Origin of the sequence: Polaribacter sp. KT 15, from assembly GCF_900143115.1 — a bacterium.
Taxonomy (GTDB): Bacteria; Bacteroidota; Bacteroidia; order Flavobacteriales; family Flavobacteriaceae; genus Polaribacter; species Polaribacter marinaquae.
The window spans coordinates 790,108-813,690 of sequence record NZ_LT670850.1; the positions used below are offsets into that span (position 1 = coordinate 790,108).

26 protein-coding genes and 1 tRNA gene are annotated in these 23,583 nt (G+C 29.0%); 12 read left to right on the forward strand and 15 right to left on the reverse strand.

What is annotated here, in order from left to right; genetic code table 11:
• Positions 1-5 precede the first annotated feature (5 nt).
• From lptC to B5464_RS03665, 4 genes are read right to left on the reverse strand one after another with little or no spacing between them, the layout of a single operon-like run.
• Positions 6-572: an LPS export ABC transporter periplasmic protein LptC gene (gene lptC, locus B5464_RS03650; RefSeq protein WP_079737241.1), complete on the reverse strand. Its 567-nt coding sequence runs from the start codon at positions 570-572 to the stop codon at positions 6-8.
• A 5-nt stretch (positions 573-577) separates the two neighbouring features.
• Positions 578-1,909, reverse strand: a complete 1,332-nt coding sequence (locus tag B5464_RS03655) for a lipopolysaccharide assembly protein LapB (protein ID WP_079737242.1) — start codon at positions 1,907-1,909, stop codon at positions 578-580.
• Between the two features lie 20 nt (positions 1,910-1,929).
• Positions 1,930-3,228 (reverse strand): hypothetical protein, encoded by a 1,299-nt coding sequence (locus B5464_RS03660; protein WP_079737243.1) that lies wholly within the window; start codon positions 3,226-3,228, stop codon positions 1,930-1,932.
• Positions 3,225-3,953 carry a type III pantothenate kinase gene (locus B5464_RS03665; RefSeq protein WP_079737244.1) on the reverse strand — a complete coding sequence of 243 codons (729 nt, stop codon included), beginning with the start codon at positions 3,951-3,953 and terminating at the stop codon, positions 3,225-3,227. The genes B5464_RS03660 and B5464_RS03665 overlap by 4 nt, the downstream gene beginning before the upstream one ends.
• Before the next feature lie 99 nt (positions 3,954-4,052).
• Between B5464_RS03665 and B5464_RS03670 the strand changes: the two genes are divergently transcribed.
• Positions 4,053-4,125 (forward strand) — tRNA-Phe (locus tag B5464_RS03670).
• Between the two features lie 332 nt (positions 4,126-4,457).
• Here the strand turns inward: B5464_RS03670 and B5464_RS03675 are convergent.
• From B5464_RS03675 to B5464_RS03705, 7 genes are read right to left on the reverse strand one after another with little or no spacing between them, the layout of a single operon-like run.
• Positions 4,458-5,333, reverse strand: a complete 876-nt coding sequence (locus B5464_RS03675; protein ID WP_077810054.1) for a pseudouridine synthase — start codon at positions 5,331-5,333, stop codon at positions 4,458-4,460.
• A 38-nt stretch (positions 5,334-5,371) separates the two neighbouring features.
• A complete protein-coding gene (locus B5464_RS03680) occupies positions 5,372-6,289 on the reverse strand; it encodes a geranylgeranylglycerol-phosphate geranylgeranyltransferase (RefSeq protein WP_079737245.1) in 918 nt (305 codons plus the stop codon).
• An 8-nt stretch (positions 6,290-6,297) separates the two neighbouring features.
• Positions 6,298-7,224: a mevalonate kinase gene (locus B5464_RS03685; RefSeq protein ID WP_079737246.1), complete on the reverse strand. Its 927-nt coding sequence runs from the start codon at positions 7,222-7,224 to the stop codon at positions 6,298-6,300.
• Positions 7,225-7,277: 53 nt separating this feature from the next.
• A complete protein-coding gene (locus tag B5464_RS03690) occupies positions 7,278-7,673 on the reverse strand; it encodes a hypothetical protein (protein WP_079737247.1) in 396 nt (131 codons plus the stop codon).
• 15 nt (positions 7,674-7,688) lie between these two features.
• Entirely contained in the window at positions 7,689-8,768 is a 1,080-nt protein-coding gene (locus B5464_RS03695) for a diphosphomevalonate/mevalonate 3,5-bisphosphate decarboxylase family protein (protein WP_079737248.1), read from the reverse strand.
• Between the two features lie 34 nt (positions 8,769-8,802).
• On the reverse strand, positions 8,803-9,519 hold the full coding sequence (locus B5464_RS03700) for a LytTR family DNA-binding domain-containing protein (RefSeq protein WP_079737249.1): 717 nt from the start codon (positions 9,517-9,519) through the stop codon (positions 8,803-8,805).
• A gap of 1 nt (position 9,520) precedes the next feature.
• Positions 9,521-10,579: a sensor histidine kinase gene (locus B5464_RS03705; RefSeq protein ID WP_079737250.1), complete on the reverse strand. Its 1,059-nt coding sequence runs from the start codon at positions 10,577-10,579 to the stop codon at positions 9,521-9,523.
• 224 nt (positions 10,580-10,803) lie between these two features.
• Here B5464_RS03705 and B5464_RS03710 point away from each other — a divergent pair, with 224 nt between their 5' ends.
• The 3 genes from B5464_RS03710 (at position 10,804) to B5464_RS03720 (ending at position 12,071) form a co-directional block, all read left to right on the forward strand.
• Complete coding sequence (locus B5464_RS03710; protein WP_079737251.1) at positions 10,804-11,160, forward strand: MotA/TolQ/ExbB proton channel family protein; 357 nt, start codon at positions 10,804-10,806, stop codon at positions 11,158-11,160.
• 68 nt (positions 11,161-11,228) lie between these two features.
• Positions 11,229-11,834, forward strand: a complete 606-nt coding sequence (locus tag B5464_RS03715) for a thiamine diphosphokinase (RefSeq protein WP_079737252.1) — start codon at positions 11,229-11,231, stop codon at positions 11,832-11,834.
• Positions 11,835-11,837: 3 nt separating this feature from the next.
• Entirely contained in the window at positions 11,838-12,071 is a 234-nt protein-coding gene (locus tag B5464_RS03720; RefSeq protein ID WP_079737253.1) for a hypothetical protein, read from the forward strand.
• Here B5464_RS03720 and B5464_RS03725 read toward each other — a convergent pair.
• From B5464_RS03725 to B5464_RS03735, 3 genes are read right to left on the reverse strand one after another with little or no spacing between them, the layout of a single operon-like run.
• A complete protein-coding gene (locus B5464_RS03725) occupies positions 12,068-12,931 on the reverse strand; it encodes a phosphatase PAP2 family protein (RefSeq protein ID WP_079737254.1) in 864 nt (287 codons plus the stop codon). The genes B5464_RS03720 and B5464_RS03725 overlap by 4 nt on opposite strands.
• 31 nt (positions 12,932-12,962) lie before the next feature.
• Positions 12,963-13,733, reverse strand: a complete 771-nt coding sequence (locus tag B5464_RS03730) for an alpha/beta fold hydrolase (RefSeq protein WP_079737255.1) — start codon at positions 13,731-13,733, stop codon at positions 12,963-12,965.
• A gap of 23 nt (positions 13,734-13,756) precedes the next feature.
• Entirely contained in the window at positions 13,757-14,470 is a 714-nt protein-coding gene (locus B5464_RS03735) for a pyridoxine 5'-phosphate synthase (RefSeq protein WP_079737256.1), read from the reverse strand.
• Positions 14,471-14,530: 60 nt separating this feature from the next.
• On the opposite strand from B5464_RS03735, the gene B5464_RS03740 reads away from it, so the two are divergent.
• The 8 genes from B5464_RS03740 (at position 14,531) to murI (ending at position 22,495) form a co-directional block, all read left to right on the forward strand.
• Complete coding sequence (locus B5464_RS03740) at positions 14,531-15,190, forward strand: CBS domain-containing protein (protein WP_079737257.1); 660 nt, start codon at positions 14,531-14,533, stop codon at positions 15,188-15,190.
• Between the two features lie 56 nt (positions 15,191-15,246).
• A complete protein-coding gene (locus tag B5464_RS03745) occupies positions 15,247-16,146 on the forward strand; it encodes an NAD kinase (RefSeq protein ID WP_172830853.1) in 900 nt (299 codons plus the stop codon).
• Positions 16,147-16,252: 106 nt separating this feature from the next.
• Entirely contained in the window at positions 16,253-16,930 is a 678-nt protein-coding gene (locus tag B5464_RS03750; RefSeq protein WP_172830854.1) for a DUF6089 family protein, read from the forward strand.
• A gap of 3 nt (positions 16,931-16,933) precedes the next feature.
• Positions 16,934-17,677 (forward strand): isoprenyl transferase, encoded by a 744-nt coding sequence (locus B5464_RS03755; RefSeq protein ID WP_079737259.1) that lies wholly within the window; start codon positions 16,934-16,936, stop codon positions 17,675-17,677.
• Positions 17,678-17,684: 7 nt separating this feature from the next.
• The gene (gene bamA, locus B5464_RS03760; protein ID WP_079737260.1) at positions 17,685-20,240 is read left to right on the forward strand and encodes an outer membrane protein assembly factor BamA; all 2,556 of its coding nucleotides are present in this window, start codon (positions 17,685-17,687) and stop codon (positions 20,238-20,240) included.
• 63 nt (positions 20,241-20,303) lie between these two features.
• Positions 20,304-21,095 carry an OmpH family outer membrane protein gene (locus B5464_RS03765; RefSeq protein WP_079737261.1) on the forward strand — a complete coding sequence of 264 codons (792 nt, stop codon included), beginning with the start codon at positions 20,304-20,306 and terminating at the stop codon, positions 21,093-21,095.
• Between the two features lie 13 nt (positions 21,096-21,108).
• Positions 21,109-21,642: an OmpH family outer membrane protein gene (locus tag B5464_RS03770; RefSeq protein ID WP_079737262.1), complete on the forward strand. Its 534-nt coding sequence runs from the start codon at positions 21,109-21,111 to the stop codon at positions 21,640-21,642.
• 64 nt (positions 21,643-21,706) lie between these two features.
• Positions 21,707-22,495 (forward strand): glutamate racemase, encoded by a 789-nt coding sequence (murI, locus tag B5464_RS03775; protein WP_079737263.1) that lies wholly within the window; start codon positions 21,707-21,709, stop codon positions 22,493-22,495.
• On the opposite strand, the gene B5464_RS03780 is transcribed toward murI, so the two are convergent.
• Positions 22,492-23,481 carry a type IX secretion system membrane protein PorP/SprF gene (locus tag B5464_RS03780; protein WP_079737264.1) on the reverse strand — a complete coding sequence of 330 codons (990 nt, stop codon included), beginning with the start codon at positions 23,479-23,481 and terminating at the stop codon, positions 22,492-22,494. The two genes, murI and B5464_RS03780, sit on opposite strands and share 4 nt — an antisense overlap.
• Positions 23,482-23,583: the final 102 nt, after the last annotated feature.

Below are 23,583 nucleotides of genomic sequence, written 5' to 3' on the forward strand. Positions count from 1 at the left end.
ATATATTATTCTTCTTTAGTATCGATTTTACCGATAGTTGTTTTGGCTATATATTTGCTTAAATCTTCTTTACACTCGAAACCAACACCAGTAATGGTATCTTTTTCTTTAAACATTGTAAAAGGTTTTTCTGAAACAAAGTAGCCTGTTTTCTGATCCCAAAATAATTGTTCTGTTTCTAATCTAGATTGTTCTGTATGATTTAACACAACAACATTTCCTTTAATTTCCGAAACTTCTGTTTTAGCGTAAGATAATGCATAATCACCTATAATTGTAACAGAATCTTTTCCTTTGTTTTCAAAGTTAATAATTTTTATTCCTTTAGGAAACTCATTATAAGGATGATTTTGACGATTGCTAAAATCTAACAATAAAGGCGTTATTAATTTAGATGTTATTCTACCAGAGTCTTTGTAAACATGAAAAGCATCTTTTGCCTTACCAATTGGCAAGTTTTTTTCTTCTAAAAAATTACGAACTTCTTCTGTAGAATTAGAGCATGAAAAAAGCATTACTGTAAAACAAATTACAGTAATGCTTTTAAATAATATTTGTATGTAGTTTTTCAAAAAAACTATTTATTAGGTATTCTTACAGTTTCTCCAATCCAACATTTAATTGTAAACTTTCCTCCTGGAGTTGCAGTTGCGTTAAAAATATCTTTTTGACTTGGTACATTCTGTCTATAAATACTGATGTATTTTCTAGCTCTAGACGATATACTTGGATCTACAGAAGATGCTTTTCTAGCCATATTTAATGCAGCTACATAAACCATTCTTTTTTCGAATAAGTTTTCTCCACAATTATTTACACTAGATTGGTATAAAGTTGCGATAAATAAATATGCTCTACCAAAGTTAGGATTAAATTTAATTGCCTCTCTAGCTAAACTTCTAGCTTTACTTAATTGACCTCTATCTCTTGCTGCTTGTGCAAACTTTAATTTATACTTTGCTTTCTTTAATGGATCTGTTTCTAAGCTAAAAGATTTTTCTCTCATATCATTCGCTCCTGCAGAATCACCATTATCTTCTAAAACGTTAGCTAGGAAAGAATATGCTTCTGGCGAAGGAGATGCTTCTGCGTAAGCTCTAACTAACTTTTCGAATAGTGGATCAGTTTGGCACCCTTTATTAAACATTCTAGAAACCGCTCTTTTTAACCAAACTGCATCTGTTTTATTTGCTTCAAAATCTCTTTGATATAAAGGGATTAAACGTTCACAAGTAGCTATTTCAGAAATAATATTATCCAATCCACCTTCAACAGTACCTAAAGCCTTAGAGTTTATTTTGTACGCTCTTAATCTTCCTAAACCTCTTTTATCTAAATTAACAGAATCCTTTCTTAATTCAACTAATTTCTTAGCGTATCCCTCTAATTTGATATTTACATTTTCTAATACATTATCATAAGTATCAAATACTACTTGTGGATTAGTATCTTTATTTCTATCAGTAATTCCTTGAAAGTAAATATAAAGATTCTTTACACCTAACTTAGTAGGATCAATCTTGTATGCTTTTTCTAATATTGTAAAAATAGCGTTATCATCTGCTAACTTATTTTTGTATAAATAAGATGCATAATCACTATGTACTTTTGCTGGATTAGAGTTAGGAAAAACTTCTAACCTTTGTTCGTATACTCTTTTTGCTAAAACAGGATCTTTTCTAACATCTTCTGCTAAGTTAGCACCTAACTTATAAATGTTTACAGATAAATCTTTACAATTATCTAATAAAAATATCCAATTTGTATAAGCATCATCGTATTTTTTAGACTTATAGTCTCCGCTAAAAAGATTGTATTTAATTTCACAATCTGTTTTTGATACCTGTGCATTTGTTTTTACTGTAGTTATAAATAACATTGCAGCTAATAAAAACGTAATTTTCTTCATTTTAATAGTTGTTTTATAAATTAATCAATCTTTCTTTTTCTGAACCAACTTTGAGCTCCGGAAGCTGTCAATGACAAACTAAGTCTAAAATTAAAGTAATTCTCTTGAACTAGGTTGTTTGTGGTTGTACCTCTTTTACCATATTCGAAACCTAAATTAACGTTAGATAATTGTTTCAGTGGTAAACCTAAACCAAAAGACATGCCAAAGTCGTTAATTGAGGTATAATTTGTTCCAGAACCAGATCCGTCTATCGCTAATCCGATGTTTTCGTATCTTAATCCAGCCCTGTAAGTAACTCTATCCCAGTAACTAGAAATAGAATTTACTTTTGGTATGTAATAACCTCCTAAAGATACTCTCTTAGAAGATTCGTATTTAAAAGAATTATTTGTATTGTTGATAAACCCTTCTGGTTGTATAGCATCTTGATTTTGATATTCTACACCAACATGCCATTTATCATATTTACCTACACTAACTCCTAAGATAGATTTTAAAGGCATTTTATATCTACCATTCGTAGAACTGCTAGAAAGTGTATCTCTAGGAATATCTATACCTGCACCAGAAAGTGTTAAAGAATATAAATACTCGTTACCATATGTTTTTAAATCATTACCTAACTTAAAAGTTGCTCCTGCATTTAAATAAGTATCGTTCTTCAAGAACTTTTGATATTGTGATCCTAAAGTAACAGTACCACCTCTAACAATGCTAGTTTCTTTATATTTCGTAGCTAAACTAACATCTGCTCTTTGGTTTGTAATACTATTTTCTATATTTCCAAAGCTATAATCAGCTTCAATACCTAAGGCAATCTCTTTAGTTAACTTAATACCAAAACTTCCGTATAATCTATTAACACCACCTTCACCTGAATATAAAGTTATTGCAGATATATCACCATTTGCGTCAAATTCGCTATTTGAAAGAGAATAACCAACTGAAGATACCGGTTGTAAACCAACAGAAAAACCAGCTTTACTTCCAATAGGAACACCTAAAGCAATGTAATTTAAACTTGTAGATGTAGAGCTTTGCTTAGCATCTGCAGATTTTACCGTTAAATCGTTGTTAAAAAGTCCGATTGCATAAGTAGTTTGCCTTAAAAAAGCATTTGCTGCCGGATTTGTAAAGTTTAAATATTTATAATGGTTAAAAGAAACTCCTATTCCTCCCATTGTTGCGTTTTCAACTGTTCTTGGCGTATACTGCTCACCAATTCCAAAAAAAGAATATGGAGAAGAACTAGTTCTTTGAGCTAATAATGTTGCCGATGTTATCAGTAAAAAAACCGTTAAAATCTTTCTAATCATTTGTGTTCCTTAAATTTCAATATTTCATTTAATCCTTGTAGGAGAAAATTTTGATTGGCAAATATGCTACTTTTAAATTGTTTTGACAAGAAATTTGTGTCTCCTCCCGTTAAAACTATTGTTAAATTTGCAAATTTTTGCTCGTAGCTATCAATTATTCCTTGTAACTCTTTCACTACACCATTTAAAACACCAGAAATTATACTTTCTTTTGTGTTTTTACCAATAAGATTTTCTAATTCTAATGTTTCTAATAAAGGTAAATTTGCAGTAAACTTATTTAATGCTTTGTAACGCATTTTTATTCCCAAAGAAATTGCTCCACCCAGATACTCTGCATCAGAATTCACAAAATCAAAAGTAATACATGTACCCGCATCTATTACTAAAACATTTTTATTAGGAAATTGTTGAACTGCACCTGCAACTAATGCAATTCTATCTACACCTAAAGTATGTGGCGTTTTATACAAATTCTTAAAAGGAACTTTTGTTGCTGATGAAACCACTTCTAAATCTACTAATTTATGAAGGTGCAACATCTTTTTTTCTGAAATAGAAGCAACATTTGAAATAATTGCCTGCGAAATTAAATTTTCTTTTAAAATTTTTCGAATTTCTGAAATAATTTTTCTTTTATCAAAAACATAAAGTTTTATTAATTTATCTCCCTCAAAAACAGCAGACTTAACCCTTGTATTTCCTACATCAATTGTTAGATTCATGATTCAAATTTAGATAAAAATTAATTTTTTTTTACTTTTTTTCGAAAAAAAATTAGGAGATATCAAAAAACATTATATATTTGCATCCGCTAAGGCAATGGTACCTTAGCTCAGTTGGTAGAGCAAAGGACTGAAAATCCTTGTGTCCCTGGTTCGATTCCTGGAGGTACCACTTAAAAACCCTATAAACACTATGTTTTTAGGGTTTTTTCTTTTTTAGGGTGCTTAATAAGATACTTATAAACCTATTTTTCTAGATCATATATATAAAAAGGTTTAAAGGCCAATACATAAGCTTAACACACTATTTCGAAAATTCCGATATTGTTCTTTATAACATTCCGTAAGAACCCTTAGAAAACTAAAAAAAGTATAATAAATATGTTTTTAATAGAAGTTAAACTCTAAATCTAACAACAAGCATATTAGATTATATATTTGTAAAGCATAAAAAAGCCTTTTAGAATTCTAAAAGGCTTTTTTTAATTATGTATTACAATAAAATTACTTTAACATTTGAAGATTGTTTACTTCTTGATTTGTTAAAGGTCTCCATCTTCCTCTTGGTAAGTTTTTCTTAGTTAATTCAGCAAAAATTACTCTATCTAACTTATTAACTTTATAACCTACGTGTTCAAAAATTTTACGAACAATTCTATTTCTACCTGAATGAATTTCAATTCCGATTTCAGATTTTGGTTGTCCTTCTACATAAGAAACAGCATCAATAAACACCTTTCTACCTTCTATAATCACCTCACCTCTTAACTTTTCTAAATCTCTTAAATCTAGCTTTCTATCTAAAGAAGCGTGGTATAATTTACGAACATTGTGTTTTGGATGCGTTAACTTTTTAGCCAAATCACCATCATTAGTAAACAACAACAAACCTGTTGTATTTCTATCTAATCTACCAACCGGATATATTCTTTCTTTAGAAGCATTTGACACTAATTCCATTACTGTTTTCCTACCTCTATCATCATCCATTGTAGTGATATAGTTTTTAGGTTTGTTCAGTAAAATATATCTTTTTTGTTCAGGAGAAATTGAAGTTCCGTCGAAACGAACCACATCATCTGGCTGAACTTTATATCCCATTTCTGTAACCAACTTACCGTTAACCTCTACACTACCGTGTTCGATATAAGTATCTGCTTCTCTTCTTGAGCAAATTCCAGAATTGGCAATATATTTATTTAAACGGATTCCTGATGATTCATCAGATTTTGGAGTTTCTTTTACTTTAGAAAAAGATTTTTTAGTGTTTTTTCTTCCTAACGGAGAACTTTTCTTGTTTGAAGTTCCACTTTTTCTACTTAAAGGTGTACTTTTTTTACCTTCTTGTCGTCCTCTCGACGAGTTTCTATTTGAATTCATTATAAAAATTTTTGCAAAGGTAGTTATATTATTGAATTCTAGTTCAATCTATCAATCACTTTATCTAAAAGAAGTGACGTATCAATAAAAATCAAACACAAAACGCCAATTAAAAGTAACATTTTTAAAATGTTGTGTAACATTCTGTAGTGATTTCTTGTTTGAGATTTCCAAAGTGAAAAACCTACAAAAAAGAAGATAATTAATGCAAAATAAAAATAATATCGCATGTAACTTAAAGAAGGATAACTAAACAAAATACTTACTGGCAAAATAGTTAAAGCAAGTATTATTATAGATGTTATTTTAGTTTTACGTTCGCCATAAACAACCGGAAACGTGTTATAATTATTTACAATAGCTCCTTTTAAATTTTGCAAATCTTTAATAAGCTCTCTAACCATAACTACTAAAAACAAAAAACTAGCATGCACAAAAATTATAGGAGAGAAATTGCCAAAATAGACAAAAACAGCAAAAAATGGTAAAACTGTTAAGATTGTAGCAGTTACAAAGCCTAAAATAGGGTTCATTTTTAATTTATGTGAGTAAAACCAAATAGCAAAAATGTAAACAGCAAAAAACAATGCTGCTCGCCATGAGATTAAAACTCCGAATAAGAAACCTATAAAATTTAATATAAAATACAATCTAAGTTTTGTAGACTGCTTTATAAAATTATCTAAACCAGCTTTTACAGGCCTGTTAATCTTATCAATTTTAGAGTCGTAAAAATTATTAATTATATAACCACCAGCAATTACAAATACAGATGCCAACACTAAAAACAGTAAATGTAAATCGAAAAGTACTTCTTTTAAAGACCTAGCTGGTGAAAAAATAAATATTGCCGCGAGATATTGTGCTACAATTAAAACTAAAATATTGTAACCTCTAACTGCAGAAAATAAACTAAAAAATTTAAGAATTGTTCTTTTTAATTTTGAAGTACTCATAAAGTTTTTTAAAATCTATAAACCAATTCTAGCTTATAATCTTTTAAACTTTTTTGAGCTTTTGCAAAATCTTCTGTAAAACCTAAGATGTAACCACCACCACCAGAACCACAAAGTTTAAGATAGTAGTCATTTGTTGATATTCCTTTTTCCCAAACTTTATGAAAAGCAGAAGGTATCATTGGTTTAAAATTCTTTAAAACAATCTTAGACAAAGACTTTACATTACCAAACAAAGATTTTACATTACCTTGTAAAAAGTCTTCTATACAAGCATCTGTAGTTGTAGAAAATTCTTCACTAATCATTTTTCTAAAACCTTCGTTCTTCATTTTATTCATAAAGATGTTTACCATTGGCTCTGTTTCACCAATTTGCTCTGAATCTAACAAGAAAACAGCGCCTTTACCTTCTTTTTGCGAAGGAATTCCTGCTGGCTCGACATTATCTTTAGAATTGATTAAAATTGGTAAACTTAGGTAACTATTTAAAGGATCTAAACCAGAACTTTTACCATGAAAAAAAGATTCCATTAAAGAAAAAACTGATTTTAAATTCAACAATTTGTCTCTTGTTAAATTCTCTAAAACAGTAATTTTATTAGAAGCATACTTATCATAAATAGATGCTACTAAAGCACCAGAACTACCAACACCATAACCTTGCGGAATTGAAGAATCGAAATACATACCGTTTTCGATATCTTTTTTTAGTTCTTCTAAATTAAAAGTAACTAAATCTGTTTTTAAGTTAGATAAATAAGTATAAAACTTTTCTAAATTACCATTAGAATCTAGAGCTTTTCCAGAAAGATCTTCAGATGATTTTAAAGCGCCTCTATATGCATTAAAAGGAATCGCAAGCCCTTTCGAGTCTTTAATAATTCCGTATTCTCCAAAAAGTAAGATTTTAGCGTAAAATAGTGGGCCTTTCATAGTTATGTTTATTACGTTACAAAAATACGAATTTATTTGTAAACAAATTCTTATTAATTATTCTTGTAAAAAGTTTTCCAAACGCCTACTTTTTCGCCTTTAAAATACTTTCCTTTTTTCTTTATTTTTCCTTTTTTGTCGTAGGTTTTCCACATCCCAGTTTTTAATCCATTTTGGTAAACACCAGTTACTCTTACCTCACCTGTATTATAAAACTCTACATACTTACCATCTTGTTTGCCTTTAACAAGATAAGATTCTTTGGCTTTTTTACCAGAGATATAATAATCTATAATTAGTTGCTTTTTAGCTTTATTTTTTGATGAAATCCTGTAATAAACAGCATTTTCTTTTGTTGTTATATTTCCGTTTGCATCAAACCAAATCTTATCTTGTGCTAACGTTAAAAATGATGAAAAGAAAAAAAACCATACTAAAATAAACTTCATAATATCAAAATTAGGTTACTTTTTTACTGCTCCTAAACCTACAGTATCATAAATATACTGCTTTTTCTGACAGTAGTTTGCCAAATCTTCTTCGATAAATTTGTTTACCGCATCTTTTTCGTTTTCAGGATATAGAACATGCACATTTGCGCCGGCATCTAAAGTAAAACAAATATTACTCTCATTTTCGGCTCTATACTTCCAAATTTTATTGATTATTTCTAAAGTATTTGGCTTCATCAAAATAAAATACGGATTGCTCGTTAACATCATTGCGTGTAATGTTAAAGCTTCACTTTCAACTAAATTTACAAAAGCCTTAATATCTCCGTTTTGTAAAATGTTAGATATTTTCTCTAGATTTTCATTTGCTTGCGTAAATCTATTTTCTGCATACGGATGATTGTGCATTAAATTATGACCAACCGTACTAGAAACAATTTTTTCGCCTTTATCTACTAATAAAATAGCATCTTGATAATTTTTAAAAACCGGGTGAACTTCATACGGAAATTGAACTCCGAATAAATCTGAACTTCCTTCAATTTCAGGATGCGCTCCCCAAACCACCAAAGGTCCTTCGATACTTCTACTGGCGCTTCCAGAACCCAAACGTGCTAAAAAAGATGCTTTTTGATTGATAAAATTCTTAGATAAATCAGGATTTAACTCTTTTTCTAAACTCATTAAACACATAGCAATTGCACTTAAACCACTTGCCGAAGATGCAATTCCGCTAGAATGCGGAAAAGAGTTTTCTGATTTAATTACCATCTTATAATCAAAAATATACGGACAATACTTTGCTACTCTATTAAAAAACTCTGCAATTTTTGGCTTAAACTCTTCCTTTTCTTTTCCTTCAAAAAATAAATCAAAATCTACTTTTTCAGATTTTTCTGATTTAAAAAAATCTATTGTAGTAATTGTATGACAGTTATTTAGCGTAAAACTTATAGAAGCATTTTTAGGAATTTGAGGATTGCTTTTTCCCCAATATTTTACTAATGCAATATTACTTGGTGTTTGCCACGTAAAAGTTGCCTTTTCTATTTTTTCTGAAAGTATTTCTGGAATAAATTGTGTCGTATTCAAAAGTCTAAAATTTGCATCAAAGATAAAACTATTTCTATGAAATTTCTGTCAACTTTTTAAGTACATTTTCTTTGTAAGTTCTACTAATAGGAATCGCATTTTTACCAATCTCTACAAATTCGTTTGTGTAAGAAGTTGCTTTTTTAAGATTTACAATAAAAGATCTATGAATTCTAAGAAAGTTTTTAGCGGGTAATTTCGTTTCAATATTACTAATTGTTTCTCTTGTTGTAATTACCTTATCTTTTAAATGAAGTTTAATATAATCAGACAAACTTTCTACATAAAGTAGTTCATCAAAATTAATTTTTAGCATTTTTCTATCAGATCTCACAAAAATAAAATCATTCTTTACAAGATTTTTTTCTGATGAAATTTCTGAAGAAACTTTAGAGTTTTGATGAAACAATTTATTAATTGCTTGTAAAAAACGGTCAAACGAAATCGGTTTTAACAAGTAATCTACCGCTTGTAAATCGAAACCATCTACAGCATATTCTCTGTATGCAGTTGTAAAAATAATTTTAGATTTTTGGTTGATAGATTTCGCCACAGACAATCCAGAAATGTCTGGCATATTAATATCTAAAAAGAAAATATCTATATTTTGAGTATTTGAAACCTCAAAAGCTTCCATTGCATTCTTACAAGTTGCTATCAATTCTAAACTAGGTATTTTAGCTACATAAGAAGTCAAAATATCTCTTGCTACAGGCTCATCATCAACAATAACACAAGTAATTTTTTTCATATTAATTATTTTGAAAATCTTCTAATTGAATTTTTAAACTTACACTAAAAATTGCTTCTTTATCTTGAATTTTAAGCTGATGTTTATCTGGATGCAGCATTTGCAATCTTTTTCTAATATTTTCTATACCAATACCAACATTTGAATTAACATCATTTTTTGATGAATTTTGAATTGTAAAGACCAATTCATCATCAGTTACACATAGCTTGATATCAATTTCTAAAAAACCATTGCTTATTTTACCATGTTTAAAACTATTTTCTGCAAAAGGAATTAATAACATTGGCGAAATCTCTATATTTTCTGATAAAATTTCTTTTTGAAAATTCACTTTTAAAGAATCGTGAAAACGCATTTTCTCTAAAGAAATATAATCTTCTAAATGATTAATTTCTTGCTGTAAGTTAACTTTAGGTTTTTCTATTTGATATAATATATAATCTAATAAATTAGATAATTTTAAAATCATTTCTGGCGCTTCATCTCCTTTTTGCAACGCAAAACCATAAATTGTATTTAAAGAATTAAATAAAAAATGTGGATGAATTTGCATTTTTAAAAACTTTAATTCTTGTTCTTTTAATTGTAGTTGAGTCTGTAGAAATTTATTCTTTAAATCTTCTGTTTTTTTTTGATCTAAATAATTAAATAACATTAATCCTATCACAATTGAAAACAAAACAACCATGTAAACTCCAAAAACTATAAATGGCAAACCTTTAGTTAAAGGAATTACAGTTATATTATCAGACGCATCTAAAAAAATAAACCCAAATAAAATTGATAAAATTATAGCACAATTAGAAATTATAAACGTGTAAATACTGTAAAGAAAAAATAAAAAATATTTCTTTTTTTGAAGATAAAAAGGAAACAAATAATACAGAAAAAAATAACTTGTAGCAATTGTACTTGGCATTAAATACCATGAAAATGAATTTACATAATTTACATTTAAGCTACCATAACCTAAAAAATAAGTGTAAAAGAAATAGACACCAACCCAAAAAATGATATGGCAAAAAGCAGTAAATAATAATTTTATATATGAATTCATTGTTTTAAATAATTTACCAATATCATATATTTTTTAAAAACTCAGAAGTTTTTGAGGCAAAATACCAGAAAACGAACCTTTTCTACCAAATTAAGTTATTTTTGTTAAAACCCCTTATTATTTGGTTGTTTACTAATTTTAAATAATCAAACGTCGTTTTTTAAAAAATTGAACGTCTATTTAAAATACATTTGATTCATATTAATTACTAAAAACAACTTATTATGAAATTATTACCAATGAATTTACTAAATGATGGCGGACCATTATTTATGTACACAATTTTAATCACCTTAATTATTTGTGTTCTATTAACAATAGTAGTATTAATTAAAAGTGATAAAAACGATAAAGGTCTAAAATTGATTAAGTCTATAAGTTTGTTTGCTTTAGTTTGGGGGTTTTTAGGTATGATGCTTGGATTAATGGGAGCATTTCAAGCTCTTTCAATTTCTTCAGGTTTTTCAACTAAAATCTTAGCAGGAGGATTGAAAATTTGTTTGTATTCTCCTATTTTTGGTTCTTTAACTTTTCTAATTGCACGTTTAGGCATTATCGGTATAATACTAAAACAAAAATAATCGACTTCTTTTTTTTATTGAAGTTCCTACCCATTTCATTCGATAAGAAATGGGTATTTTTGCATCACATGAAAACCAAAAAAGTTTTTTTATTATTAAATGGCGAAAAGCCAAAAAAACTGCCAAATCTATCTAATTACGATATTATTTGTGCAACCGATGGCGCTTATCAATATTTAAAAGAAAAAAAAATTACACCAAATTTTATTACGGGAGATTTTGATTCTTTAGAGAGTTTACCAACAGAAATTGAAGTAATAGAAACACCAGATCAAAATTTTACAGATTTTGACAAAATGCTACAAATTCTATTGGACAAAGGTTTTTTTACAATTGATATTTTTGGAGCTAGTGGAAAAGAACAAGATCATTTTTTAGGAAATTTACACACCACTATTCAATGGCAAGAAAAGCTAAAACTTACTTTTTATGATAATTATGGTAGTTACTTTCTTGCTGATAAAAAAACAGTTCTTAATAACTGTAAACATAAAACAGTTTCTTTAATACCTTTTCCTGAAGTTAAAAACATTACCACTAAAGGACTTCAGTATTCTGTAAATAATGAAGATTTAGTTTTTGGAGAAAGAATTGGCACAAGAAACAAGGCAATAGAAAACAACGTAGATATAAGTTATACTTCTGGAAACTTATTTATTTTTATAAACGATTAAATTATGAGCAGAAAAATAAAATTATTGTGGGATTTTAGAGGTGAAGACGCAAAAGAAACTGCCAAACACCACACAATACACTTAAGAGAGTTTGCAGAACTAGAAAAATTAAACTTTCACGAAATTGATATTATAGAGCAAAACCCGATGCTTTGTGCTGCATTTATAACGGTTGATGAAAAAGACATGAAAATTTACAGAGACGCTCTAAAACCTCAAAGAGGTGAAATTGCCTAAAAATTCATAGTAACACCAAAACTTTGTGGTGTTACTTGTAAATTCCAAACCACTTTTTTCTTAAATCTTTGGTCATTATATTTTTGATCGTATTTTGTATCTAAAAATCGATCTATGGCTTCAACAATAAAAATACTTATTGCTGTAGAAAATGCAACATCAGAAATCCAGTGAAAACGATCTATAATTCTTGCAATACCTGGTATTGAGCCAATGGTATACAAGCCTGCTTTTATCCACGGACTTTCAAAATGTTTCGCAATTGCATAAGCATTTGTAAAACCTAACATGGTGTGTCCAGAAGGAAAAGAATCATAATTAAAAACCCTATCTATATGAAAAGGATCAAAAGAACTTTTACCAACATCTATTCTTGGTCTTGCTCTACCAATAATTCGTTTAGAAACTTGCTGTAATAAACCAGAAGCAGCTGCAGACGATATCAATAAAACACCAGTTCTTCTTAATTTGGGGTTTTCTGTAAACAAACCTGTTAAATACACAGCACCAGTTAGCATAAAATTGTTATTCGGACTACCAATATCATTGCCATAGTTTGTTAACCATCTTGGTACATCGTTTCGCCAACCATTTGCCCAATTATCTACATTATCATCTATTACATACAAAGCTGCTGTTCCTGCTGCTACATATCCTAAATTTGCAAAATCTTTCTTTTTCCAATACAGAGGTCTAGTATATGCATAGCCCATTCCGCCTGCCATATTACCTAAATCATATGTGAATTTTTGCCAAAAATCTCTATCGCTATCTTTTCTTAAATTCAAATTAATAGAATCTTTCTGACCGTAAGAAAGTCCGAAACTAAGAAGAAATACAAATGCTATTATTTTTTTCATGAATATTTTTATTGACACAGCTTTTTGTTGTTTAATTTAAAAATGCACAAACTTCGCTGTAAAATTGCTTCGGATTTTCTGCATGTAACCAATGTCCGGAATTTTTAATTGTAGCAATTTTTGAACTTGGAAAATGTGCTTCTATAATAGCCTCTTCATCTTCTGTAATGTAATTTGATTTTTCTCCTTTTAAAAACAAAGTTTCTTTATCGAATACAGTAAATAGAGGCAATGCTGCACCAACTTCTGGATTATTTATTGTTAGAGATTCTAAATTAAATCTAAAAGCCAATTTACCTTTTTCTACCCAATACACGTTTTTTAACAAAAACTGACGAACACCTAAATCTGGCACTAAATTAGCCAACTTCTTATCAACCTTACTTCTAGAATTTTCTACTTTAAAATCTATCGAATTTAAACCAGCTAAAATAGCATTATGATGCGGTTGGTATTGCCTTGGCGAAATATCTACAACAATTAGTTTTTTAACTAAATCTGGGTAATTTACAGCAAATTGCATTACTGTTTTTCCGCCCATAGAATGCCCTAGCAAATAAACTTCTTGTAGATTATGATGTAAAATGTATCGATGTAAATCTTCAACTAAAACTTCGTAATTAAACTCATCTTCATGAAAACTTCTACCATGATTTCTTTGGTCTATTAAATGCACCTCAAAATCTTCTGAAAACTTATTTCCAAGAGTTTTCCAATTATCTGACATACCAAAATAACCATGTAAAATTAACAAAGGAAAACCTTCTCCTTTTACTGTGGCATGTAATATTTCTTTAGACATGTGAGTTTTATTTAAGATTGAAACTATTTTAACTTGTGTAAATACATGTTTACAACATTTTCTAAACCTAAATATAGACTTTCAGCTATTAGCGCATGCCCAATTGAAACTTCTGCTAAGTTTGGTATGTTTTCTTTAAAAAACTTTATGTTATCAAGACTTAAATCATGACCAGCATTTATACCAAAACCTAAATCATGTGCTAAAATCGCTGCGTTAGTATAAGGTTTAATTGCCTCTTTGTTTCCTAAATCGTATTGTGTTGCAAATTCTTCTGTGTACAATTCTATTCTATCAGTACCTGTTTTAGCTGCAGCTTCAATCAGTTTTAAATCTGTATCAATAAAAATAGAAGTTCTAATACCATTTTGTTGAAACTCTTGAATTACTTCTTTTAAATAAGATTGATGTTTTATCGTATCCCAACCCGCATTAGATGTAATAGCGTCTATTGCATCTGGTACAAGTGTAACTTGAGTTGGTTTTGTTTCTAACACCAAATCTATAAAAGACTGTATCGGATTTCCTTCAATATTATACTCTGTTTTAACCACAGAAACCAAATCTCTAGCATCTTGGTATTTTATATGTCTTTCGTCTGGTCTTGGATGAATTGTGATTCCTTGACCACCAAAACTTTCAATATCTGCTGCGACTTTTAGTAAATTTGGCACATTTCCGCCACGAGAATTTCTTAAAGTTGCTATTTTATTAATATTAACACTTAACTTTGTCATCGTCTTAAATTAGACAACAAAGATAAATTATTAAATCATTTTATCCTATATTCGTAAAGCATGAATATTACAGACTATATACTAAATGAAATAAAGCCTTTAAGCTTAAAAAGCAGTGTAAAGGCTGCACAAAAATTGTTCGATAATTTTCCGATAACACATTTTGCCGTCGTAGAAAATAACAAGATTTTAGGATGTTTTGCGCAAGACGACATACAAACAATAGAAAATAAATCTGATGAATTAGTTGGTTATGCACATTTGTTAAATTCTTTTTTTGCTGATGAAAAAGCAACAGTTTTAGAACTTTTAAAGATTTTTGCTGATAATGACACAACGATTATTCCGGTGCTTAATAAAGAAAAGGAATATATTGGTTATTACGATTTATGTGATGTTTTAGATGTTTTTTCTACAAGTCCTTTTATGATAGAAGACAGCGAAACTTTAATTATCGAAAAAAATGAAAATGACTATTCGATGAGCGAAGTATCGCAAATAGTAGAATCTAATGGTGGTAAATTATTAGGTTTATATGTTTCTGAAAAAACTCAAGGCAATGTACAAGTAACTTTAAAAATTAAAGCAGAAGATATCAATGAAGTTATGCATACCTTTAGACGTTATGACTATAAAATAATTTCTACGCATGAAAACGATATTTATTTAGAAGATTTAAAAAACAGATCTGATTATTTACAGAAATACCTCGAAATGTAATTTCTAAAAAATTATTAAAAAGAAACACAATTTAAAATATTAAATATTTTACAAGTTTGAAAAAAGTAGCAGTTTACGGCCAATCATATTCTATATCAGCAGAAAAAGAAATTCAAATTCTTTTAAAGATTTTAGAAGAAAATAATATCGAGTGCTTTATTGAAGAAAAGTTTTACAATTTGCTTGTAGAGGGAACAATTCTTGATAATAAATACAAAACATTTTCTCATTTTAAAGATTTAGATAATTCTTTCGATTTGATGTTTACACTTGGCGGAGACGGTACCATTTTAAGAGCTGTAACCTACATTAGAGATTTAGACATTCCGCTTTTAGGTATTAACACGGGGCGATTAGGTTTTTTGGCAACCATCAACAAAAACACGATTAACGAAAGTGTAGAGTTAATTTTAAAAGAAGAATATACTACTCAAGAAAGAACTCTTTTGGCAGTAAAAACGGCACCCGAAACAAAAGAATTTTCTGAACTTAATTTTGCTTTAAACGAAGTCACTATTGCCAGAAAAAACACAACTTCTATGATTGGTGTAACAACCAATCTTAACAACGAATACTTAACAAATTACTGGGCAGATGGTTTAATTATAGCAACACCAACAGGCTCTACTGGTTATTCTTTAAGCTGCAATGGCCCTGTGATTTCTCCGGATTCTAAAAACTTAGTAATAACACCAATTGCACCACACAATTTAAATGCAAGATCGATGGTAATTTCAGACCAAACTTCGATACAATTAGAAGTAGATTCAAGAGAAAAAGACTTTTTAATTTCATTAGATTCTAGAATTACAACAGTTTCCGAAAACACAAAAGTTTTTATAGAAAAAGCACCATTCACTATAAAAAGTATCATTCCAAATAATCAATCTTTTTTACAAACTCTTAGAAGCAAATTGCTTTGGGGAGAAGACACAAGAAACGCAACAAATCTTTAACGCACTAACTACAATAAAACCTAAAAAAAAAGGTTATTCAAAAAAGACTGAGTATTAACTTTATAAAGCAAATTGAAATTCCTATATTTGCTCGCTATTTTTTAGAATGAAAAAAAGTATTTTATTTATCGTATTTGTTAGCCTATCTGCAATTATGTTTGGGCAAGTGTATGAAATTGGTGTTTCTTTAGGAGGCACAAATTACGTTGGTGATGTTGGTAGAACCAATTACATATACCCAAATCAATTAGCAGGTAACGCTTTTTTTAAATATAATTATAATCCTAGAATTGCTTTTAAAGGCACACTTTCTTATTTACCAATTAAAGGAAATGATAAGAATGCCGATACAGATTTTAGAAGAAATAGAGGATTAAATTTTACAAATACAATAGGTGAAATTGCTTTAGGAATGGAGTTTAATTTTTATGAATATGATATTTCATCAGAAGATAAAACTTGGACACCGTACATTTTAATTGAGCTTGCAGCATTTAATTACTCTTATATTAGAGAACAAACTACTGCAGGAGAAGATATTTTTGATAAAAAAACATCTTTTGCGATACCAATAGGTTTGGGCTTTAAGTCTAAATTAAGTGGTAATTTTGCATTTTCTATAGAAAGTAAATTTAGATATACTTTTGAAGATGATTTAGATTATCTAACAGAAGACAATTTAAATTACAATATAGAAGGTAATAGTAATGATTGGTATATGTTTACCGGAGTATCTTTAATTTATACTTTTGGTAGACCCGCTTGTTACACACAAGGATTTTAAAATATGGATAAAAAACTACGTATCGATTTACAAAGAGTACCAAAACACGTTGCCATAATTATGGATGGCAATGGCCGATGGGCAAAAGGTAAAGGAATGAATAGGATTTTTGGTCATAGAAATGCACTTAACGCAGTAAGAGACTCTGTTGAAGCTGCAGCAGAAATTAATATAGAAGCAATTACTTTATACGCTTTTTCTACAGAAAACTGGAACAGACCAAAGTTAGAAGTAGACTCATTAATGACTTTATTAGTTAATTCTTTAAAAAAGGAATTACCAACTTTTATGAAAAACGGAGTTAAGGTAAATGCTGTAGGATTGATAACAAGTCTTCCTAAAAAAGCACAAAAAGCTCTTAAAGAAGTATTTGAAGAGACAAAAAACAATTCTAGAATCGTATTAACTTTGGCTTTAAGTTATGGTTCTAGAGAAGAAATTGTTAATACAATTAAAAATATATCTAAAAAAGTTGTTAATAAAGAACTTAATTTAGAAGAAATAGATGAAAATACTATAAATAATCATTTATATACATTTAATTTGCCGGACGTTGATTTAATGATAAGAACTAGCGGAGAACAACGCATTAGTAACTTCTTATTGTGGCAGTTGGCATATGCCGAACTATATTTTACAGATGTACTTTGGCCAGATTTTAGAAAAGAGCATTTTTATGATGCAATTATAGATTACCAGAATAGAGAACGAAGATTTGGAAAAACAAGCGAACAAATTACAGAATAAATTTTTTATGAAATTATTTTCTGCAGCAATAGTGTTTACAGCACTATTTTCTACTTACAGCGCAAATGCTCAAGTTAAAAAAGATAGTATATCTATAATTAAAAAGGATACCATATCCACTAAAAAAGCTTCGTTCGTTAAAGGACAAGAATACATTTTAGGCGGTATTACTGTAACTGGTCTTCAAAAATTTAGCGAAGAAACAGTTCGAGTTTTTACAGGATTAAGATACGGGCAGACAATAAAATTGCCTGGAGACAAGCTTACAAGTGCTATTAAAAAACTTTATGAAAGTGACCAATTTAGTGACGTAGATGTCTATTTAGCAAAAATTGATGGTAATACAGTATATCTGCAACTAGATGTGCAAGAATTACCTCAACTAAATCAAGTTAAAATAAACGGGATTAAGAAGTCAAAAGCCAAAGAACTTTTAAAAGAAACCGAATTAAAACTTGGTAAAATGGTAACAGATAACTTGTTAGTTACCTCTAAAAATTATTTCAGAAAAAAATATACAGATAAAGGATTCTTAAAAACAAAAGTATCTTTAGATGTTCAAAAAGATACTTCGGATATTAATATCGTAAACATGTCTGTGTTTATAGATAAAGGGAAAAAAATTAAAATTAAAGACATCAACTTTAATGGAAATGACGCTATTTCAAATAAAAAATTAAGAGGTGCCATGAAAAACACCAAAGAGAAATTTTTTGGTCGTTTCTGGAAAGGCTCTAAATATATAGAAGAAGATTATCAAGAAGATTTAGAAAGCATTTTAGATCTTTATAGCAGGCAAGGTTATAGAGATGCTCGTATTTTAAAAGAAGGAATTTCTTGGAATGATGATAATACAATAGATATTAATATCGATTTAGAAGAAGGTAGACAATATCGTTTTGCAGAAATATTATTTGTTGGTAACAAAGAATATACAGATGAGCAATTACAGCAAGTCTTAAGGATTGAAAAAGGAGACATTTATAACGGAGCTGTCTTAAAAGAACGTGTTAGCGGAGACGGAAGCCCAACTTCTTTTGATATTTCTTCGGAATACCAAAACAACGGTTATTTATTCTCTCAAATTAATGCAGTAGAAACTAAAGTAGAAAACGATTCTATTACAGTAGAAATTAGAATTAGAGAAGACGAAAAAGCAAGAATTAAAAAGGTTACTGTTTCTGGTAATGACAAAACAAACGATCATGTAATTTTTAGAGAATTACGTGTAAAACCAGGAGATTTATTTAGTAGAAGAGAAATCATTAGATCTATTAGAGAAATAGGTCAGTTAGGATTTTTTGATCAAAATGTAACACCTGATGTAACGCCAAATTACGGAGATAAAACTACAGACATCAATTTTAACGTAATTGAAAAAGGTGGTAGTCAAATAGAATTACAAGGTGGTTATGGTGGTGGTTCTTTTATAGGAACATTAGGTTTATCTTTTAACAACTTTTCTATAAAAAACATTTTTAATAAAGAAGCTTACAAACCATTACCAACCGGTGACGGTCAAAAATTATCTTTAAGACTTCAATCTAGTAGAACTTTTAACACATATAGTTTTTCTTTTACAGAGCCATGGTTTGGTGGTAAAACTCCAAAATCTTTATCATTTTCTATTTATCAATCAAATCAGTTTCAGTTAGACCCTCAAACTTTTGATGTAGACAGAAGTAGAAAACTAGGTATTACAGGTGCTTCTATTGGTTTAGGACAACGTTTAAAATGGCCAGATGATTTCTTTCAGTTATCACAAACAATATCTTACCAAAGTTTTCAATTAAAAAATTATGGTTTTAGAGTTGGAGACAATGTTTTAGACAATGGTACATTAAATAACTTATCTTATAATATTAACTTAACAAGAAATTCTTCAGGACCAAGTTTAATTTTCCCAACTTATGGTTCAGAATTTTCTTTCGGAATTAAAGCGACACTTCCGTATTCATTATTTACAGATAAAGATTACAATCAACCAGATAATTTAACTGCAGAAGAGCAAAATGACTTTTTAGCTGATAAATATAAGTGGTTAGAATACTATAAATTAAACGCTAAAGGTAAATGGTATACTTCTTTTACAGATAAATTAGTGTTGATGACGAATGCTGAAATGGGATTCTTAGGTTTTTATAGTGATAAATTAGGTCAAACACCATTTGAACGTTACTTTGTTGGTGGAGACGGTATAGCTCAATTTCAACTAGACGGTAGAGAAACAGTAGGTTTAAGAGGATATGAAAACAACAGATTATCTTCAATTTCTGGAGGTACTATTTATAATAAATTTCAATTAGAATTAAGGTATTCTATTACAGATTCACCATCTGCATCTATTTATACTTTAGGTTTCTTAGAAGCTGGTAACTCTTATGACAATTTTAGAACATTTAATCCGTTTAACGTAAAAAGATCAGCTGGTTTAGGTGTAAGAATTTTTATGCCTGCATTTGGTTTATTAGGTATCGATTTTGCTCATGGGTTCGATCCATTACCTGGTCAAATAGAAAAATCTGGTTGGCAAACACATTTTATTATCGGAAGACAATTCTAAGAAAACTGTACATTTGTTAAGACTAAAGTTTTTTTGGCATGGTTTTTTCTAAATACTAAACGAATGAAAAAAATATTTTTATTTACAGTTCTTTTATTTACAGTTAGTATTTCTTGCGCTCAAAGAAATCAAGTTATTGCCTACATAGATATGGAATACATTCTAGAAAATGTTCCTGAATATCTAGAAGCACAAAATACTTTAGACGAAAAAGTAGTGAAGTGGAGACAAAAATTAGATAAAGAAGCAAGATTTATTGAGGTACTAAAAACTGATTTAGCAAACGAAAAAGCTATTCTTACAAAAGATCTTATAGAAGAAAAAGAAGAAGAAATAGCATTAAAACAAGACGAATTAAGAAGATTAGAATCTTTATATTTTGGACCTAAAGGTGATATGTTTTTATTAAGAAAACAATTGGTAAAACCTATACAAGACCAAGTTTACAATGCAATACAAAGTATTTCTGCTAGAAAAAAATACGATTTTGTTTTTGATAAATCTAGTGAATTAGTAATGCTATATTCAAATAAAAAATACGATATTAGCGACCTCGTTTTAGCAACTATTGATAGAACAAGATTAGTAGATCAAAAAAATGCTAAAAAGAAGCAAGCAAGTGCGTCAAAAGAATTAACAGATAAACAAAAAACTGCAATCGCTAAAAAAGAAGCAGCAATTGCAAAAAAACTATCTGATAAAGAAGCGAAGCAAAAATTAGCAGAAGAGAGAAGACAAGCACTGTTAAAGAAAAGAGACGAAAAAAGAGAGTTGCTTAGAAAAAAGAAAGAAGCGCTTAGAAAGAAAAAAGAAGACGCAAAGAAAGAGCAAGAAAAACAAGAGAATAATAATTAAATTAAAAACAAGAATGAAAAATTTTAAAACATTACTATTAATTGCTGTATTTACTTTAGGAGTAGCTGGTGTTGCGAATGCACAAAAAATAGGTCATGTAGATTACCAAAGAGTTATAGATAATATGCCAGAAACAAGAGCATTATCTACTACTTTAGAAAAATTAGGTAAATCGTACCAAAATGAAATTGAAGGTTTAAAGAAAAAGTTAGAAGCTAAAGTTCAAAAATATACTGCTGAGCAAGCAACACAAACAGAAGCTACTAACAAGCAAAGAGCACAAGAAGTACAAGTAGACAAGGCAAGATTTGATCAAGCACAACAAGCTGCTTACCAAGAAATGCAAAAGAAACAAGCAGATGGTTTAAAGCCAATTGTAGAAAAAGCTGAAAAAGCAATTGAATCTGCTGCTGCTTCTAAAGGAATTTTATATGTTCTTGATGCTAAAAGTTTAATCGTAAAAAAAGGAGAAGATTTATATAGTGCTGTAAAAGCAAAATTAGGTTTATTAAAAGATTTACCAAAGCCACAACAAGTAAGACAATAATTTCTACTTTTTAAATTATATAAGAAGCCTACTTTTTTAAGTAGGTTTTTTTATTTTTACGCATATGATATCTAACAATAATTCTATTGGTTTTTTTGATTCTGGTGTTGGTGGCACATCAATATTAAAAGAAGTGACAACGCTTTTACCTTTTGAAAATACAATCTATCTTTCTGATAGTAAAAATGCCCCTTACGGTCAAAAGACTAAAGAAGAAATTATTGCATTATGCATTAAAAATACTGAATTTTTATTAGCTAAAAATTGTAAAATAATTGTTGTTGCTTGTAATACTGCCACAACAAATGCAATTGATTTTTTAAGAGAAAAATATGCAATTCCTTTTATAGGAATAGAACCTGCTATAAAACCAGCTGCTTTAATTACAAAAACTAAAATTATAGGAATTTTAGCAACAAAAGGAACGTTAAACAGCACTTTGTTCGAGAAAACATCTAAAACTATATCTAAAGATATTACGATTAAAGAAACGATAGGTAAAGGACTTGTAGAACTAATTGAAGCTGGAAAATTACATTCAGAAGAAATGAATGATTTACTTCTTAAATACCTGTATCCTATGATTAAAAATGATATCGATTCTTTGGTACTTGGTTGTACTCATTATCCTTATTTAATACCTCAAATTAGAAAAATTGTAGGTTCTAAAATTAAAATTATAGATTCTGGCGAAGCAGTTGCAAAACAAACGAAAGCTATTTTAGAGAAAAACAATCTAATTAAAAAAGATGCTAGAAAAGCATCTCATATTATTTACATCAACAAAGATAAGACTGCATTAAAGAATTTAATTGTTAATGATGGTATAGAAGTAATAGAAAAAGATTTCTAAAAGCTACCGTAACTTGCATTTATATTAGGGCAAGCTGCACCTCTTGGTTCTCTTGTCCATAGGTTAAAACCTATAGAAATTTGATGAAATCCATTCTCTGCGAATAATACATCGTTTAATTGCTTTGTATGCGTGTAAGAAAACATCAAATTCTTATAATTTACACCAATTAAAGGCGAGATGTAAGAAGAGTTATCTTCGCTACTAGCATCAAAATTTCTTCTATAAGATAGTGCTGCCCAAAATTGCGTGTTTTTAAAAGTTTTGTAAGCTTTAAAATTTAGATCTGCAATTCTTTCTTTAGTTCCTTCTCTTATTTGCAACATAACAGAAGGTTCAAATTGTACAAATCTTTCTTGTCCGAAATAATAACCAACGGATAAAATATAATTTCTTAAATCTAAAGGTTCTTGAACATTCAAATTGTTTTTTGCTGTTAAGAATAAGTTTTTAACTGTAAAATAAGAAGATAAACCTCCTCTGTGATAAGCCAAACTAAAATCTGCATTATAGTAACTTGTACTTTCTATAATTTGACTAACAACACCTGGTCTATCTCCAGAAAATGTTCTTTGATCTGATTGGTTTTGTACAAAAGAAAAAGCCAAACCAAAAGATAATTGCTGAAACATATTACTTGTACTCATTGGTAAATGATAAGCATAAGCACCTTGTATACCTTGCTGAGAGTGAAATCCGTTTTTATCATTAAATAAAACCAAACCATAACCAGCATTCGATTCTTCGCCAAATTTGGTATGAAAACTTACCGTTTGTAATGCCGGTGCATTTGGCACACCAATCCATTGTTGTCTTGCAGTTAATCTTAATTTACTAGAATTACCAATACCTGCTGCAGAAGGGTGTACTAAAAAAACATTATCTGATAAGTAATCTGTATAAATTGGTAACGTTTCTTGTGCTTGGTTTTTTATTGAAAATAAAACAATAAATAAAAGACAGATTTTAATACTTGTAAACTTCATTAAGCCAATAGCGTTTTTTAAGAAAATCAAATATATTATAAAAATCTTTAAGAATTCTTTGTTCTAATAAGTTTTAACACAGTTAAAAATAAAAAATAATAG

Coding starts and splice junctions, on each gene's coding strand:
- B5464_RS03655 (WP_079737242.1), bottom strand. CDS start 1,909: ATGAAGAAAATTACGTTTTTATTAGCTGCAATGTTATTTATAACTACA.
- B5464_RS03660 (WP_079737243.1), bottom strand. CDS start 3,228: ATGATTAGAAAGATTTTAACGGTTTTTTTACTGATAACATCGGCAACA.
- B5464_RS03665 (WP_079737244.1), bottom strand. CDS start 3,953: ATGAATCTAACAATTGATGTAGGAAATACAAGGGTTAAGTCTGCTGTT.
- B5464_RS03675 (WP_077810054.1), bottom strand. CDS start 5,333: ATGAATTCAAATAGAAACTCGTCGAGAGGACGACAAGAAGGTAAAAAA.
- B5464_RS03680 (WP_079737245.1), bottom strand. CDS start 6,289: ATGAGTACTTCAAAATTAAAAAGAACAATTCTTAAATTTTTTAGTTTA.
- B5464_RS03685 (WP_079737246.1), bottom strand. CDS start 7,224: ATGAAAGGCCCACTATTTTACGCTAAAATCTTACTTTTTGGAGAATAC.
- B5464_RS03690 (WP_079737247.1), bottom strand. CDS start 7,673: ATGAAGTTTATTTTAGTATGGTTTTTTTTCTTTTCATCATTTTTAACG.
- B5464_RS03700 (WP_079737249.1), bottom strand. CDS start 9,519: ATGAAAAAAATTACTTGTGTTATTGTTGATGATGAGCCTGTAGCAAGA.
- B5464_RS03705 (WP_079737250.1), bottom strand. CDS start 10,579: ATGAATTCATATATAAAATTATTATTTACTGCTTTTTGCCATATCATT.
- B5464_RS03710 (WP_079737251.1), top strand. CDS start 10,804: ATGAAATTATTACCAATGAATTTACTAAATGATGGCGGACCATTATTT.
- B5464_RS03715 (WP_079737252.1), top strand. CDS start 11,229: ATGAAAACCAAAAAAGTTTTTTTATTATTAAATGGCGAAAAGCCAAAA.
- B5464_RS03720 (WP_079737253.1), top strand. CDS start 11,838: ATGAGCAGAAAAATAAAATTATTGTGGGATTTTAGAGGTGAAGACGCA.
- B5464_RS03725 (WP_079737254.1), bottom strand. CDS start 12,931: ATGAAAAAAATAATAGCATTTGTATTTCTTCTTAGTTTCGGACTTTCT.
- B5464_RS03730 (WP_079737255.1), bottom strand. CDS start 13,733: ATGTCTAAAGAAATATTACATGCCACAGTAAAAGGAGAAGGTTTTCCT.
- B5464_RS03735 (WP_079737256.1), bottom strand. CDS start 14,470: ATGACAAAGTTAAGTGTTAATATTAATAAAATAGCAACTTTAAGAAAT.
- B5464_RS03740 (WP_079737257.1), top strand. CDS start 14,531: ATGAATATTACAGACTATATACTAAATGAAATAAAGCCTTTAAGCTTA.
- B5464_RS03750 (WP_172830854.1), top strand. CDS start 16,253: ATGAAAAAAAGTATTTTATTTATCGTATTTGTTAGCCTATCTGCAATT.
- B5464_RS03755 (WP_079737259.1), top strand. CDS start 16,934: ATGGATAAAAAACTACGTATCGATTTACAAAGAGTACCAAAACACGTT.
- bamA (WP_079737260.1), top strand. CDS start 17,685: ATGAAATTATTTTCTGCAGCAATAGTGTTTACAGCACTATTTTCTACT.
- B5464_RS03765 (WP_079737261.1), top strand. CDS start 20,304: ATGAAAAAAATATTTTTATTTACAGTTCTTTTATTTACAGTTAGTATT.
- B5464_RS03770 (WP_079737262.1), top strand. CDS start 21,109: ATGAAAAATTTTAAAACATTACTATTAATTGCTGTATTTACTTTAGGA.
- murI (WP_079737263.1), top strand. CDS start 21,707: ATGATATCTAACAATAATTCTATTGGTTTTTTTGATTCTGGTGTTGGT.
- B5464_RS03780 (WP_079737264.1), bottom strand. CDS start 23,481: ATGAAGTTTACAAGTATTAAAATCTGTCTTTTATTTATTGTTTTATTT.